Origin of the sequence: Pleomorphomonas carboxyditropha, assembly GCF_002770725.1 — a bacterium.
GTDB lineage: Bacteria > Pseudomonadota > Alphaproteobacteria > Rhizobiales > Pleomorphomonadaceae > Pleomorphomonas > Pleomorphomonas carboxyditropha.
In genome coordinates this window covers 103,023-116,756 of record NZ_NQVN01000012.1, presented here as the reverse complement: position 1 = coordinate 116,756, position 13,734 = coordinate 103,023, and the positions used below count along the sequence as shown (strand labels likewise).

Below are 13,734 nucleotides of genomic sequence, written 5' to 3'. Positions count from 1 at the left end.
TCCCATTCGTGATCGGAAGACTAGATTTTGGCCTTGACCGCCGCAAGTCGCCTTTATAACAAAACCGTACTGTACGGTTATATGGGTGCCGCATGCGTTCGAGGCTCGGTCAAAATGGATGTTCCGCCGGCGTTCTGCTTTTTCTGTCAGCGCTTTATGGCGGATGCGCCATGCTTCCGGAAAATGCGGCCGTCTCCGAGGTGAAGCCGATCTCCGACTATGCGTCCGGCAAGAGCCTTGCCCCCGCCGCCGACGCGGCCTGGCCGGCCGACGCCTGGTGGCAGGCCTATGGCGACCCGCAACTGGCGACGCTGATCGACGAGGGGCTCGCCGGCGCGTCGGACATGCGGATCGCCGCGGCGCGCGTCGCCCTGGCTTACGCCGGCGTCGGCGCGTCGCGGGCGTCGCTGCTGCCTACCGTCGGCGCCTCGGCCAAGGCCGATAGCGAGCGCCAGTCCTACAACTACCTGATCGGCGAGGACTTCGTGCCCAAGGGCTGGAACGACGCCGGCACCGGCACGCTGTCGCTCGACTGGGAGATCGACTTCTGGGGCAAGAACCGGGCGGCGTTGGCCGCCGCCAAGGGCAAGGCCGCCGCCGCCGAGGCGGAAGCCGCCGCCACCCGGCTCGCCCTGTCCACCGGCATCGCCGACGTCTACGGCCGGCTCGCCGCGCTCTATGCCGACCGCGATTCTGCCGTCAGCGCCATCAACGTGCGCAAGCAGACGCTGTCGCTGATGAGCGACCGCACCGGCAAGGGCCTCGAAAACGAGGGGGCGCTGGAGCGGTCGCGCGCCGCCGAGGCCGGCGCCGAGGCCGAGCTCGCCCGGATCGACGAAGAGATCGGTCTTGCCCGGAACCAGCTCGCCGCGCTGATCGGCGCCGGGCCGGACCGCGGCCTCGCCGTCAGCCGGCCGAAGGTGCGGGGCGGCCGTTACACCGGCGTTCCCCGGAGCCTGCCCATCGAATTCCTGGGCCGGCGGCCGGATATCCTGGCGGCCCGCTACACCGCCGAGGCGTCTTCCAAGGAGATCGACGCCGCCAAGGCCGCCTACTATCCCAACGTCAACCTGGCGGCGATGATCGGCAAGCAGGCGCTCGGCCTCAACATGCTCACCGATACCGGCTCGACGTTCGGCTCGGTCGGCCCGGCCGTCTCGCTGCCGATCTTCGACGGCGGCCGCCTCAGGGCCGGCGAGCGCAGCGCCGTGTCGCAATACGAGATCGCCGTCGCCAGCTACGACAGGACGCTGACCGAGGCGCTGCGCCAGGTGGCCGACGCCGTGGTCAGCAAGCGCCAGCTCGCCAGCCAGCTCGCCAACACCAGGCGGTCGGCCGTCGCCGCCGAGAAGGCCTGGCGCGTCGTCAGCGACCGCTACAACGGCGGCCTTGCCACCTATCTCGAAGTGCTGACCGCCGAAGACGCGCTGATCACCGCTCGCCGGGCGACCGCCGCGCTGCAGGCCCGCGCCTTCACCCTGGATATCGCAATGGTCCGCGCCCTCGGCGGCGGGTTCCGCAGCACGGAGAAGCAGTCGTGAACGACATGAGCAAGATCGACGCCGACGCCGAAGAAACCGCCCGGGCCGCCACGGCGGCCGTCAATCCCAAGAAGCGCGGCCCGCTGTTCCTGGGGTTGTTTCTCGCCGTGGCGGCCGCGGGCGGCGCCTACTATGCCTATGACACGCTCTATGCGTCCAAGCATGCCGTCACCGACAACGCCTATGTCGGCGCCGACGTGGCGCAGATCACACCGCTGGTGGCGGCGCCCGTCCTGGAGGTGCTGGTCAGCGATACCGAGATGGTGAAGAAGGGCGACGTGCTGGTCCGCCTCGACGACACCGACGCCGAGCTGGCGCTCGCCATGGCCGAGGCGACCTACCAGAGCGCCATCCGCCGGGTGACGGCTCTCGTCGCCAACGACAAGGCGCTCGCCGCCCAGATCGCCGGCCGCGAGGCCGACCAGGTGCAGGCGGCCGCCCAGCTCGCCTCGGCCGAGGCGGGGTTCGAGAAGGCCAGGATCGACCTCGACCGCCGCCAGACGCTGGCCGGCAATGGCTCGGTGTCCGGCGACGAGATCACCGCCGTCGAGACCGTGCTGAAGACCGCCGAGGCCAGCCTTTCGGCCGCCCGGGCCGGCGCGGCCGGCGCCCTTGCTGCCCACGACGCCGCCGTGGCCGCCAAGGAGGCCAACGCCGCCATGATCTCCGGCGTCGGCATCGACGACAATCCGGAAGTGCTGGCCGCCCGCTCGGCCCGCGACCAGGCCAGGGTCAACCTCGAACGCACGGTGATGCGGGCGCCGGTCGACGGCGTCATCTCGCGCCGGCAGGTGCAGGTCGGCCAGCGCGTCCAGCCGGGCATGACGCTGATGGTGGTGGTGCCGCTCGGCGAGGCCTATGTCGACGCCAACTACAAGGAAGTGCAGCTCGCCCACGTCAAGGCCGGCCAGAAGGTGACGCTCACCTCCGACCTCTACGGCGGCGACGTGCCGTTCACCGGCACGGTGGTCGGCTTTTCCGGCGGCACCGGCGCCGCCTTCTCGGTGGTGCCGGCCCAGAACGCCACCGGCAACTGGATCAAGGTGGTGCAGCGCCTGCCGGTGCGCATCGCGCTCGATCCGGCCGAGCTCAGGGCGTATCCGTTGCAGGTCGGCCTGTCGATGACCGCCGACATCTCGCTCGTCGAGTGACCGAATGACCGCGCCCGCCCTGCCGCACGCCGGCCCGCTGGCCGGACCGCGCCTCCTGGTCGCCGCTCTCGCCATCGGCGCCGGCAACTTCCTGGTGGTGCTCGACAGCACCATCGCCAACGTGTCGGTGCCGACGATCGCCGGCTCGGTTGGCGTGTCGGTGTCGCAGGGCTCGTGGGTGATCACCTCCTACGCGGTGGCCGAGGCGATCACCGTGCCGCTCACCGGCTGGCTCAGCCGGCGGTTCGGGGCGATGCGCGTCTTCCTCGCCTGCTATTTCGCCTTCGCCGCCATCTCGCTCTTGTGCGGCCTGTCGCAATCGCTCGGCATGCTGATCGCCGGCCGCGTGCTGCTCGGCCTGGTCGGCGGCCCGATCATGCCGTTGTCGCAGATGCTGCTGATGCGCATCTTCCCGCCCAGGCAGGCGACCGTCGCCTCGGTGATCTGGGCGATGACGACGCTGATCGGTCCGATCGCCGGCCCCATCCTCGGTGGCATCATCTGCGACGGCATCGGCTGGCCGTGGATCTTCCACATCAAGGTGCCGATCGCGCTGATCGGCGGCGCCCTGGTGTTCCTGACCACACGGGGGCTGCCCGACCCGACCGGCAAGGCGCGCATCGACGCGATCGGCCTGGCGCTCTTGGTGCTGTGGGTCGGCGCCTTGCAGATCATGCTCGACGAGGGACGCAACCACGACTGGTTCGCCGCCACCGAAATCAAGCTGCTCGCCGTCGTCGCCGTGGTGGGCTTCCTCGCCTTCGTCATCTACGAGCTGACCGAGGCGCAGCCGATCGTCGATCTGCGCATCTTCCGCCATCGCGGCTTCACGGCGGCGGCCGTCACCTTCGCCGGCGGCTTCGGCGCCTTCTTCGCGGCCATCGTCATCCTGCCGCTGTGGCTGCAGCAGAACATGGGCTACACGGCCACCTGGGCCGGATACGCCACCGGCATCATGGGCATTCTCGCCATGATCTCGGCGCCGATCGTCGGCAAGGCGACGGAGAAGTTCGATCCGCGCGCCATCCTGTCGATCGGCATCCTCGGCCTCGGCGCCATGACGGCCTGGCGCATGGGCTTCAATTCCGACGTCACCTTCGCGCAGATGGCCTGGCCGACGCTGTTCACCGGCCCGTTCATGGTGATGTTCTTCGTGCCGGTGACCGGCCTCGCCATCGCCAGCGTGACGCCGGAGGAGCAGGCCAACGCCGCCGGCCTCTCCAACTTCATGCGCACGCTGGCCGGCGCCTTCGCCACCTCGCTGGTGCAGACCGGCTGGGCCAATTCGGCGCGCGTCAACCAGACCGAGCTGGTCGGCGCCATGCACAACAACGCCGAGGTGATCGCCGGCATGGTGGCGGGCGGCGCCTCGCCCGAGGTGGCGGTCGCCAATCTCACCCGCATCGTCGAGCACCAGAGCGTGCTGCTCGCCACGCTCGACATGTTCGCGGTGATCACCGTGGTCTTCGTGCTGGCGGCCCTGCTGCCCTGGCTGGCGCCCAAGCCGAAGGGACCGATCGACACCAGCGGAGCGCATTGATGGACCGGCCCGACAAATCTCCCGACGAGCGGAAGTACCGCTACAGGCTGCACCTGACGGTCGAGCAGACCGAGGTGGCGCGGCCGAGCCTCCTCGTCAACCGGCTGAAGCTGTTCGAGGCGGATTCCCTGCAATCGCCGGAGATCGGCGCGCTCGCCGACTATTCGCGCGCCCACGCGCAGATGGCCGAGAAGGACCGCTATATCCTGGCCTTCTCGCTGATGACGGTGCGGCAGCTGCTCGGCCGGGCCACCAGGCTATCGCCCCGCTTCAACGAGCTGAGGGCCTGGCTCGACGATATCGATCGCGACGTGATGGCCTGATCGGCAACGGCCCGGGTTGGGCAACCCGAGCCGTGAATTCCGTTGCATGCAGCCGGCTTTCCGCGGCCCGGCAGGTCATTTCTTCCGGTTGATCTGCGGGCGCTCCTCGAGCGGCGGCGGGGTCGGATCGACCGGCTTGCCGGCGGCGGCCCGCTGGCCGGCCGCGTCGTCCTGGCGCTTCAGCTCGCGATCGACGATCTCGCGCGAACCCTCCACCGGGTCCTGCTCGCGATGTTCGTTGTTCTTGGCGTTGTCGTTCATGACGGCCTCCTTGCGATCCCGGGGCATCCGGGGCTCGGCCGGCGGTACCGACCAACCGGGACAACCGGTCATCGGGTCGATTGTTCCCGGCGGGAACATCGACGTCTCCCGCGGGTTTCGTCCATCCTGCGGCCGGCTTCGCCGGCCGCGCAACGAACCCGAGGAGAACACCATGGGCCAGATCTATCCCGACCGCGGCATCGCCGTCGTCACCGGCGCCTCGACCGGCATCGGCTTCGAGCTCGCCCGCTGCGCCGCCGGAGACGGCTATGACCTCGTCGTCGCCGCCGACGAACCGGGGATCCACGACGTCGCCGACCTGCTCGGCGAGCACGGCGTTTCCATCCGCGCCGTCGAGGCCGACCTGTCGACGCCCGAGGGCATCGCCCGGCTGATCGACGTCATCGCCTCCGACGGCCGGCCGGTGGAGCTCCTGATGGCCAACGCCGGCCGCGGCCTCGGCCACGGCTTCCTCGACCAGTCCTTCGACGACATCCGCCGGGTGGTCGACACCAACATCATGGGCACGCTCGACCTGGTGCACCGGATCGGCCGGCAGATGCGCGAGCAGCAGTTCGGCCGCATCCTGTTCACCGGCTCGATCGCCGGCTACATCCCGGGCGCCTTCCAGGCGGTCTACAACGGCACCAAGGCCTTCGTCGACAGCTTCGCCTACGCGCTGAGGGAGGAGATGACCGACACCAACATCACCGTGACGGTGCTGATGCCCGGCCCGACCGAGACCGAGTTCTTCGAACGCGCCGACCTGATGGACACCGAGATGGGCCAGGCCGACAAGGACGACGCCGGCTATGTGGCGCGGGCCGGCTATCGGGCGATGATGAACGGCGAGGCGGATATCGTCACCGGCTGGAGCAACAAGCTGCAGACGACGATGGCCGGCTTCATGTCGCCGGAAACCCTGGCCCGCCGCCACCGCAGGATCGCCGAGCCGGGGAGCGGCCTTAGATAGGCGAGGCACGCCGGGCGCCGGCTTTGGCATTCCAAACGGGCATTCCAACGGGCAGCGACGGCGGCCCGGCGATATCGGTTGTCGCCGGGCCGTTGATCCGAGCGGCGCGCCCGAACGTATGAGGGTCAACAAGGGAGACCGTCATGCCCCAAGCCATCGCCATCTACGCCGCCGGACTAATCAGCTTTCTCGCCCTCGACGCCCTCTGGCTCGGCACCATGGTGCCGCGCCTCTACAAGCCGGCGATGGGCGATCTCGTCGCCGATCCCTTCCAGCCGCTGCCGGCGGTGGCCTTCTATCTGATTTACGCCGGAGGGCTCGGCTATTTCGCCATCCAGCCGGCGCTCGCCTCGGGCAGATGGTCGACGGCGGCGATATCGGGCGCCGCGCTGGGCTTCGTCGCCTACGCCACCTACGACCTCACCAATCAGGCGACCGTCCGGGCCTGGCCGGTGGTGATCACCGTCGTCGATCTCGCCTGGGGAACGATTGCCAGCGGCCTTGCCGCGACGATCAGCTATTGGCTGCTGTCGCGGTGGCTTCCGGCTTGATCCTTTGCGGGCGGCAGCGGAAAGAACGGCGACACGCGGGCCTGATAGGCGCGGAAGGCTTCGCCCCGGCTTTCCAGCATGTGCCGTTCGAGCGGCGGAATGCCGGAGACGTGGACGAGCAGCCAATAGATCGAGACGGGCGCGACCAGGACGAGGGCGGTACGCCATTCGGCGCCGCCGACCCCGACGACGGCGATCCCCACCCAGAACAGCCATTCGAAGAAGTAGTTGGGGTGGCGCGACCATCCCCACAGGCCGCGATCGCAGACCTCGCCCGGCCGGTCGCGCCGGAAGGCGGCGAGAGTGCGGTCGGCCCGCCATTCGCCGGCGAGCGCGATCAGGACGATGGCGATCCCCAGGCCATCCTGTGCGCCGAGCGGGCCGGCACGGGCGGCGGCCGCCGCCGCCGAGAGCGCCAGCAGCCAGCCGGCGATGGCCTGCGTTTCGAGGAACAGCAACAGCCGGCGCGGCGCCGCTTCTCCCCATTCGCGGCGGAGAGCGGCGTAGCGCGGATCGTCGCCGTCGCCCCGAAGCGTGCGGCCGATGAGATGGCGGCCGAGGCGGACCGCCCAGATGGCGACCAGCGCCGATACCAGGAGCGGGCGTTCAACGGGGACGGAGAGACCAAGGATCAGCACCAGCGCGGCGACGCCGGTCGACAGCGCCCAGATGCCGTCGATGAAGCCCGACCGGCGCGTCCGTTCGGCAAGGATCGCCGCGGCGCCCATCGCCATCGCCAGGATTGCCAGTGACGGAATGGCATTCGTCGGCATGGCTAGAGACCGATCAGCGGGCCGACGAGGCGGCCGATCAGGCCATGCGGCCGAAGCCGGCCCTCGATGGAGGCGAGGCAGACGCAGGTCTCCCCACCGACGACGACCGGCGTGTGGTGGCTGTCGTCGTCCTCCTCGGCGAGATCGCCGGCGGCGCAACGCCCATGCTCGTCCTCGAAGGCGCCATGCAGGACCAGCGTCAGTTCCTCGCCCGAGTGACCATGCGTCGGCATGCGGCGGCCGGCGCCGATCCGGAACAGGACGAGGCTGGTGCGCGGATCCTCCGGCACGTCGAGGCGGGCGAAGGCCATGCCCGGCCCCATCCAGCGCCAGCCGGACGTCGCCCGTTCGGCGATCGGGGCGGGCAGCTCGATGCCGAGGTCGCGGGCCGGGCGCGCCGCCGGACGGGCGGCGGCGGGGCGCTTCTCGTCGAGGCGGGCCAGCGTGCGTTCGAACAGGCGGGCGTCGAGCTCGGAGGGGGACAGGCGTTCGAGGAGCAGGCCGCCGAGTGCCAGCGTTTCGCGGTGAGCGGCGGCGCAGCCGTCGCAGAGCGCCAGATGGCATTCCACCACCAGCGCGGCGGCCGGCGACAGCGATCCGGCCGCGTGGCGGGCGAGCAATTCGGGACTTGGGTGGCGGCTGGCGGTCATGACGGCTCGTCGAGCAGTTGGCGCAGGCGATTCATGGCGAGGCGGACGCGCGACTTGACGGTGCCGAGCGGTATGCCGAGCGATTTCGCGATCTCGGTCTGCGGCGATTGGGAAAAGAAGGAGAGGGCGATGACCTCGGCCTGTTCGGCCGGCAGCCGGTCGAAGGCGCGGCGCACCCGCGTCTCCTCCTCGCGGCTGATGATCTCGCCTTCGGCCGACGGGCCGGGATCGACGTCGCTCTCCGGCGGCAGGTCGGCATCCCCCAGGCGGCGGGCCAGCCGGCGGCGCCGGTCGATGCCGAGATTGCGGCAGATGGTGAAGATCCAGGTGGACACGGCGCCGATCTCGGGGTCGAACCGCCCGGCCTTGCGCCAGACGGCCAGCATGGTGTCCTGGATCAGGTCGTCGCAGTCGCTGGCGCCGAAGCCCTGCCGGGCGAGATAGGTCCTGAGACGCGGCGCATAGAAGGCGAACAGCCGGGCAAAGGCCTGCCGGTCGCCGGCCCGCGCGATGGCGGCGACGAGACGGGCGTTTTCCGCGCCGTCGATCGGCTCAACCGAGGCATCGACCGGTCTCATGGAACTGACCGCCGTCCCGAAGGTTGCCTTGCCGAAAAAGGAACTCGTCCGTCCACGTCTCATGCCTCTTCTACGCGTCAGCCGCCGCAATGGATCACAGATGCCGCCCTGAGAGCAAATTCGTGACCGCGCCGGTGATCCTGCGCAATGAGCTCAACGTAGAATGGTTCATAGCGTAACCGAGAGGCCAGCGGAGTTCACATGAACGACGACAAGGGAGCTACCGGCGAACGGCTGGAGATCGCCGTGATCGGATCGGGCATTTCCGGTCTGTCGGCTGCCTGGCTGCTCGCCAAACGTCATGACGTGACGCTCTACGAGATCGACCGGCGGCTCGGCGGCCACAGCAACACCGTGCTGGCGCCGACCAAGGGCGCCTCCATTCCGGTCGACACCGGCTTCATCGTCTATAACTACGCCACCTATCCCAACCTGATCGCCCTGTTCGCACATCTCGGCGTCGAGACGGAACCGACCGACATGTCGTTCTCCGTGTCGATCGACGGCGGCCGCCTCGAATATGCCGGCTCCGATCTCGCCGGCCTCATTGCCCAGCCGGCCAACATGGCGCGGCCGCGCTTCTACGCCATGATCTTCGACCTCCTGCGCTTCTACCGCCAGGCGCCGCGCGACCTCGGCCGGCTCGGCGGCATGACTCTCGCCGCTTATCTCGACGCCAACCGCTACGGCCGCGCCTTCCGCGAGGACCATCTCTACCCGATGGCGGCAGCCATCTGGTCGACGCCGGCCGCCGAGGTGGGCGCCTATCCGGCTGAGGCGTTCATCCGCTTCTGCGACAACCACGGCCTCATGAGGCTTCGCAACCGGCCGCAGTGGCGGACGGTGAAAGGCGGCAGCCGCGCCTATGTCGCCCGGCTGGCCGAACCGCTGGCCGGACGCGTCATGATCGGCCGCGACGTCAGGATCGTCGAGCGGTCGGCGGCCGGCGTGGCGATCGAGGACGGGGCGAGCCGGCGCCGCTTCGACAAGGTGCTGGTGGCCTGCCATGCCGATCAGGCACTCGGGGTGATCGAGGCGCCGACCGAGGCGGAACTGCGGCTGCTGGGCGCCTTCCGCTACAGCCGCAACCAGGCCGTTCTGCACGGCGACGACCGCCTGATGCCACGGCGGCGGGCGGCGTGGTCGGCCTGGAACTATCTCGCGGCCAGCGACCGCGCGGCCGGTCCGTCGGTCACCTACTGGATGAACCGCCTGCAGCACATCGATCCCTCGGTGCCGCTGTTCGTGACGCTCAACCCGCTGATCGAGCCGCGTATCGACAGCGTCTACGGCTCCTTCACCTACGAGCATCCGCTGTTCGATCAGGCGGCGATCGAGGCGCAGCGGCAGCTCTGGACGCTGCAGGGCTTCGGCAACGTCTGGTTCGCCGGCGCCTATTTCGGGGCCGGCTTCCATGAGGATGGCTTGCAGGCCGGGCTTGCCGCCGCCGAGGCGATGGGCGGCGTTCGCCGCCCCTGGTCGATCCGGGACGAGTCCGGCCGCATCCATCTCGGCCCCGGGCTTTGGAACGAGGCGGCGGAATGACGCCCGCCCTCTATGTCGGCGAGGTGCTGCACCGGCGCCTGCGCCCGGCGGTCCACAGCCTCAGATACGGCATCTACATGTTCCATGCCGATCTCGACCGGCTGGACCGGCTTCACCGCGCGAGCCGCCTCATGTCGGTCAATGGCCGGAACGTCCTGTCCTTCCACGAGGCCGACCATGGGCCGGCCGGCGAGGGGACGCTGGCCGAGCGCATGCGGCGCCTCGCCCGCGAACGCGGGCTGGCCTGGGATGGCGCCGAGATCGCGCTGATCGCCATGCCGCGCCTTCTCGGCTTCGTCTTCAACCCGCTCAGCATCTATTTCTGCCGCGACGCCGACGGGCGTCTCTCGTCGATCGTCTACGAGGTGCGCAATACCTTCGGCGGCATGCACCACTACGCCCGGGATGTCGCGCCGGAGACGGCCGGCACCATCCATCAGGCGGCGGAGAAGGCGTTCTACGTCTCGCCCTTCCTGCCGATGGAGATGCGCTACCGCTTTCACGTCAAGCCGCCGTCGGACCGCTTCACCATCGCCATCGAGGACCACGACGGCGACGGGCTGATGCTGACCGCCTCGATGTCGCTGACGCGCCGGGCGCTCGACGACCGCGCCATCGCCCGCCTCCTCGTCCGCTTCCCGCTGATGACGCTGAAGGTGGTGGCGGCCATCCATTGGGAGGCGCTGAAGCTCTGGCTGAAGCGCATCCCCTTCCACGCCCGCCCCGGCGGCGGTCCCAAAGGCTTCAATCCAACGGAAAGGTCTTCCGGATGACGTCAGTGTCGACCTCCCTGATCCTCCCCTCGATCGTCGGCCTGGCCTTGCCGGCCCGGCTGCGCGTCGCTTTCATCAAGCGCCTGCTCGGCCACGTCCGCCGTGGGCGCCTCTCCGTCGTGCTGCCGGACGGCGCGCGACTGGCCGCCGCCGGCGAGTTGCCCGGCGCGGTGGCCGAACTCCACATCGTGCGCTGGCGGGCGGTCAGCCGGCTGCTGAGCGGCGGCGACATCGGCTTTGCCGAGTCCTACGTCGATGGCGATTGGGAGACGCCCGATCTCGTCGCCCTGATCGCGCTCTGCGCCGACAACCTCGACACGCTGGTCACGGCGGCCGAGGCTTTCCTGCCGGTGCGCCTCGCGCGGCGCCTCCTGATGCTGGCGCGCCGCAACTCGAAGGCCGGCAGCCGGCGCAACATCATGGCCCATTACGACCTTGGCAACGCCTTCTATGCTCAGTGGCTCGATCCGGAGATGGTCTATTCATCGGCGCTTTACGAGGAGGGCGATGATCTCGAAGCCGCGCAAAGGCGCAAGCTCCAGCGCATCGCCGACATGCTCCACCTCGACGGCGGCCAGTCGGTGCTGGAGATCGGCTGCGGCTGGGGCGGGCTCGCCGCCCATCTCGCCGGCGCCGGCTCCGGGTCGGTAACCGGCATCACGCTGTCGCCGGCCCAGCTGTCGGCCGGCGAGGAGACGATGCGGACGCGCGGTCTCGACGGGAAGGTTTCGCTGGAGCTTCGCGACTATCGCGACATCGAGGGGCAATACGACCGCGTCGTGTCGATCGAGATGTTCGAGGCGGTGGGCGAGGCTTATTGGCGCGGCTATTTTGACAAGCTCAGGCAGGCGCTGAAGCCGGACGGCCGGGCCGTGGTGCAGGTGATCACCATCGCCGACGACCGCTTCGATCATTACCGCACCCACCCGGACGTGATCCAGACCCTGGTGTTCCCCGGCGGCATGCTGCCGAGCAAGGCCCGGTTCGCCAAAGTGGCCGCCGGGGCCGGCTTTGCGCTGCCCGAGCGCCTCGACTTCGGTCTCTCCTACGCCAGGACGCTCTGCGACTGGCGGCAGCGCTTCGAGGTGGCCTGGCCGCGGATTGCCGACCTCGGCTATTCCGCCGCCTTCAAGCGCCTCTGGACCTACTACCTCGCCTATTGCGAAGCAGGCTTCCGCACCGGCCGCATCGACGTCAGCCTCTACGCGCTGGAGCCGGCGCGGCCCTCGTGAACAGGCTCCTCGACACGCCGGCCGATCGGACCCGGCGATCTGCCGATCGCCGGCGGGTCCTCTCGCGCCGAAGGGCTTAGGGTGGAGAACCGGCTGGGGGTAGCGGCAAGCCGGCAGATGGGCTTGTATAGATATCGACCGGTATCGGATCGAATAAGGGGAGCGGGTGGGGAGATGACGGAAGAAGCGGACAGCGTGAGGGATCTCGGGGAGCGGATCCTGGGGATGCACGGCGGAAAGCGCCTGATCGTCGGCGTCGCCGGGGCGCCCGGCTCCGGCAAGTCGACGCTCGCCGAGGCGCTCAAGGCGGAGATCGACCGGGCGCGGCCGGGCCTTGCCGCGGTGTTGCCGATGGACGGCTATCACTACGACGACGCGGTGCTGAGCGAGCTCGGCCGTCTCGCCCGCAAGGGCGCGCCGGATACCTTCGACGTCGGCGGCCTGGCGCAGATGCTGCGCCGGCTCGCCGCCAACGACGAGGAGACCGTCGCCGTGCCGGTGTTCGACAGGCAGATCGAAACGGCGCGGGCCGGCGCCCGGCTGATCCCGCGATCGGTGGGGATCGTCATCGCCGAGGGCAACTACCTGCTGCTGAAGCGGCCGCCGTGGAGCCTGCTCGACGGCCTGTTCGACTTCACGGTGATGATCGACGTGCCGACCGACGTGCTGCGCCGGCGCCTCGAGGCGCGCTGGCAGCATTTCGGCCTGTCGGAGGCGGAGATCCGCCGCAAGGTCGACACCAACGACCTGCCGAACGGCATCACCGTGATCGAAGAGAGCCGCCCGGCCGACTGTCGCATCGCCTTCGACGGCTGAGGCGGGTGATATCGATCCTTACGGATAGCCGAGGCCGGCGGTGGCCACGAGCGTCGGCCGGAGGGCGATCGAGCAGACGGGCGGCGTGCCGGCCTGCTGCAGCAGGATGCGCTCGCCGGCGATGCGGCCGATCTCGTGGGGATCCTGGTTGATGGAGGCGATGCAGGCGCCGCTCAAGAGCGGGATCTCGTCGAGATCGAAGCCGACGACGGGAATGTCGTTCCTGCGTTCGGGCAGCATGTCGCCCAGCGCCTTGATGATGCCGACGGCCATCAGGTTGTTGGTGACGAAGACCGCGTCGAACCGGGCCTCCGACTGGATGATGCGCTGCATCGCCCGGTAGCCGCCGTCGAGGCGGTTGTTGCCGCGCTCGATCCGGACGATGTCGATCGCCGGGCTTGCCTTGGCGGCGCTCAGAAAGCCTTCCAGGCGGGCCTGGCTGGTCGGATTTTCGGGGCCGACCACGCAGGCAACCGTCCGGAGGTTCTGGCCGAGCAGGTGTTCGGCCCCGAGCCGCCCGCCCGCCATGTTGTCGGTCAGGATGGTGTCGTAGGCGCCGTTCGGCACGGCCCGGTCGACCACCACCACCGGGATGCCCGCCGAGACGATCCGCGTCAGATCGGTGGTGTCGGAGGAGGGGGTGATGACGACGCCGCCGACGCGTTCGGCCAGCGCCACTTCCAGGTAGCGCCGTTCCTTCTCCGGGTCGTCGTCGGAACTGCCGATGAACACGCAGGTGTCGCGCGGCTGGCAGATTTCCTCGACGCCGCGGGCAACGCGGGTGAAGAAGGCGTTCTCGAAATCCGGGACGATCAGCGCCCAAAGATGCGAGGTCGATTTCCGCATGCGCTGCGCGGTGCGGCTCGGCGTGTAGTTGAGCCGTAAAACCGTTTCCCGTACGCGCTCCACCAGGTCCTCGCGGACCTTGAGACCGTTGAGAACGCGCGACACCGTTGCAACCGACACGCCGGCGTGGCGGGCTACGTCGTAGATTGTGGCGGTCACGCCCTCACCCCAACGATCGAGA

At 69.4% G+C, this 13,734-nt stretch carries 15 protein-coding genes; 10 read left to right on the top strand and 5 right to left on the bottom strand.

The features are described 5' to 3' along the window. Window positions 1-92: 92 nt before the first annotated feature. The 4 genes from CJ014_RS17220 to CJ014_RS17205 are packed head-to-tail and all read left to right on the top strand — an operon-like array spanning window position 93 to window position 4,555. Entirely contained in the window at window positions 93-1,541 is a 1,449-nt protein-coding gene (locus CJ014_RS17220) for an efflux transporter outer membrane subunit (protein WP_100081718.1), read from the top strand. Between the two features lie 5 nt (window positions 1,542-1,546). Then, the gene (locus CJ014_RS17215; RefSeq protein WP_100081761.1) at window positions 1,547-2,692 is read left to right on the top strand and encodes an HlyD family secretion protein; all 1,146 of its coding nucleotides are present in this window, start codon (window positions 1,547-1,549) and stop codon (window positions 2,690-2,692) included. Between the two features lie 4 nt (window positions 2,693-2,696). Continuing rightward, complete coding sequence (locus tag CJ014_RS17210; RefSeq protein ID WP_100081717.1) at window positions 2,697-4,232, top strand: DHA2 family efflux MFS transporter permease subunit; 1,536 nt, start codon at window positions 2,697-2,699, stop codon at window positions 4,230-4,232. After that, window positions 4,232-4,555: a hypothetical protein gene (locus CJ014_RS17205; protein WP_100081716.1), complete on the top strand. Its 324-nt coding sequence runs from the start codon at window positions 4,232-4,234 to the stop codon at window positions 4,553-4,555. The genes CJ014_RS17210 and CJ014_RS17205 overlap by 1 nt, the downstream gene beginning before the upstream one ends. A 75-nt stretch (window positions 4,556-4,630) precedes the next feature. Here the strand turns inward: CJ014_RS17205 and CJ014_RS17200 are convergent, their stop codons facing one another. Then, the gene (locus tag CJ014_RS17200; protein WP_133121874.1) at window positions 4,631-4,816 is read right to left on the bottom strand and encodes a hypothetical protein; all 186 of its coding nucleotides are present in this window, start codon (window positions 4,814-4,816) and stop codon (window positions 4,631-4,633) included. 172 nt (window positions 4,817-4,988) lie between these two features. Between CJ014_RS17200 and CJ014_RS17195 the strand changes: the two genes are divergently transcribed. After that, window positions 4,989-5,789, top strand: a complete 801-nt coding sequence (locus tag CJ014_RS17195; protein WP_100081714.1) for an SDR family NAD(P)-dependent oxidoreductase — start codon at window positions 4,989-4,991, stop codon at window positions 5,787-5,789. Between the two features lie 143 nt (window positions 5,790-5,932). After that, a complete protein-coding gene (locus CJ014_RS17190) occupies window positions 5,933-6,340 on the top strand; it encodes a DUF2177 family protein (protein ID WP_100081713.1) in 408 nt (135 codons plus the stop codon). On the opposite strand, the gene CJ014_RS17185 is transcribed toward CJ014_RS17190, so the two are convergent. Genes CJ014_RS17185 through CJ014_RS17175 form a run of 3 tightly spaced genes read right to left on the bottom strand, consistent with a single transcriptional unit; the run spans window position 6,307 to window position 8,341 of the window. Beyond that, on the bottom strand, window positions 6,307-7,113 hold the full coding sequence (locus CJ014_RS17185; RefSeq protein WP_100081712.1) for a DUF1295 domain-containing protein: 807 nt from the start codon (window positions 7,111-7,113) through the stop codon (window positions 6,307-6,309). The genes CJ014_RS17190 and CJ014_RS17185 overlap by 34 nt on opposite strands. A gap of 2 nt (window positions 7,114-7,115) precedes the next feature. Further along, window positions 7,116-7,763: a ChrR family anti-sigma-E factor gene (locus CJ014_RS17180; protein ID WP_100081711.1), complete on the bottom strand. Its 648-nt coding sequence runs from the start codon at window positions 7,761-7,763 to the stop codon at window positions 7,116-7,118. Then, window positions 7,760-8,341, bottom strand: a complete 582-nt coding sequence (locus CJ014_RS17175) for an RNA polymerase sigma factor (protein ID WP_100081710.1) — start codon at window positions 8,339-8,341, stop codon at window positions 7,760-7,762. The genes CJ014_RS17180 and CJ014_RS17175 overlap by 4 nt, the downstream gene beginning before the upstream one ends. A 201-nt stretch (window positions 8,342-8,542) precedes the next feature. Here CJ014_RS17175 and CJ014_RS17170 point away from each other — a divergent pair, with 201 nt between their 5' ends. From CJ014_RS17170 to CJ014_RS17155, 4 genes are all read left to right on the top strand, one after another. Continuing rightward, window positions 8,543-9,886, top strand: a complete 1,344-nt coding sequence (locus CJ014_RS17170) for an NAD(P)/FAD-dependent oxidoreductase (RefSeq protein WP_100081709.1) — start codon at window positions 8,543-8,545, stop codon at window positions 9,884-9,886. Next, complete coding sequence (locus CJ014_RS17165; RefSeq protein ID WP_100081708.1) at window positions 9,883-10,659, top strand: DUF1365 domain-containing protein; 777 nt, start codon at window positions 9,883-9,885, stop codon at window positions 10,657-10,659. Before CJ014_RS17170 ends, CJ014_RS17165 begins: the two co-directional genes overlap by 4 nt. Further along, window positions 10,656-11,891 (top strand): SAM-dependent methyltransferase, encoded by a 1,236-nt coding sequence (locus CJ014_RS17160; protein ID WP_100081707.1) that lies wholly within the window; start codon window positions 10,656-10,658, stop codon window positions 11,889-11,891. Before CJ014_RS17165 ends, CJ014_RS17160 begins: the two co-directional genes overlap by 4 nt. A gap of 174 nt (window positions 11,892-12,065) precedes the next feature. Next, the gene (locus CJ014_RS17155; RefSeq protein WP_100081706.1) at window positions 12,066-12,707 is read left to right on the top strand and encodes a nucleoside triphosphate hydrolase; all 642 of its coding nucleotides are present in this window, start codon (window positions 12,066-12,068) and stop codon (window positions 12,705-12,707) included. An 18-nt stretch (window positions 12,708-12,725) separates the two neighbouring features. Here the strand turns inward: CJ014_RS17155 and CJ014_RS17150 are convergent, their stop codons facing one another. After that, entirely contained in the window at window positions 12,726-13,712 is a 987-nt protein-coding gene (locus CJ014_RS17150; protein WP_165790877.1) for a LacI family DNA-binding transcriptional regulator, read from the bottom strand. Between the last annotated feature and the right edge of the window lie 22 nt (window positions 13,713-13,734).

What these genes read in the sequence shown, in the direction of transcription:
- CJ014_RS17185 (WP_100081712.1), bottom strand. Translation starts at nt 7,113, where the DNA reads ATGCCGACGAATGCCATTCCGTCACTGGCAATCCTGGCGATGGCGATG.
- CJ014_RS17190 (WP_100081713.1), top strand. Translation starts at nt 5,933, where the DNA reads ATGCCCCAAGCCATCGCCATCTACGCCGCCGGACTAATCAGCTTTCTC.
- CJ014_RS17205 (WP_100081716.1), top strand. Translation starts at nt 4,232, where the DNA reads ATGGACCGGCCCGACAAATCTCCCGACGAGCGGAAGTACCGCTACAGG.
- CJ014_RS17220 (WP_100081718.1), top strand. Translation starts at nt 93, where the DNA reads ATGCGTTCGAGGCTCGGTCAAAATGGATGTTCCGCCGGCGTTCTGCTT.
- CJ014_RS17210 (WP_100081717.1), top strand. Translation starts at nt 2,697, where the DNA reads ATGACCGCGCCCGCCCTGCCGCACGCCGGCCCGCTGGCCGGACCGCGC.
- CJ014_RS17200 (WP_133121874.1), bottom strand. Translation starts at nt 4,816, where the DNA reads ATGAACGACAACGCCAAGAACAACGAACATCGCGAGCAGGACCCGGTG.
- CJ014_RS17215 (WP_100081761.1), top strand. Translation starts at nt 1,547, where the DNA reads ATGAGCAAGATCGACGCCGACGCCGAAGAAACCGCCCGGGCCGCCACG.
- CJ014_RS17155 (WP_100081706.1), top strand. Translation starts at nt 12,066, where the DNA reads ATGACGGAAGAAGCGGACAGCGTGAGGGATCTCGGGGAGCGGATCCTG.
- CJ014_RS17175 (WP_100081710.1), bottom strand. Translation starts at nt 8,341, where the DNA reads ATGAGACCGGTCGATGCCTCGGTTGAGCCGATCGACGGCGCGGAAAAC.
- CJ014_RS17170 (WP_100081709.1), top strand. Translation starts at nt 8,543, where the DNA reads ATGAACGACGACAAGGGAGCTACCGGCGAACGGCTGGAGATCGCCGTG.
- CJ014_RS17160 (WP_100081707.1), top strand. Translation starts at nt 10,656, where the DNA reads ATGACGTCAGTGTCGACCTCCCTGATCCTCCCCTCGATCGTCGGCCTG.
- CJ014_RS17165 (WP_100081708.1), top strand. Translation starts at nt 9,883, where the DNA reads ATGACGCCCGCCCTCTATGTCGGCGAGGTGCTGCACCGGCGCCTGCGC.
- CJ014_RS17195 (WP_100081714.1), top strand. Translation starts at nt 4,989, where the DNA reads ATGGGCCAGATCTATCCCGACCGCGGCATCGCCGTCGTCACCGGCGCC.
- CJ014_RS17180 (WP_100081711.1), bottom strand. Translation starts at nt 7,763, where the DNA reads ATGACCGCCAGCCGCCACCCAAGTCCCGAATTGCTCGCCCGCCACGCG.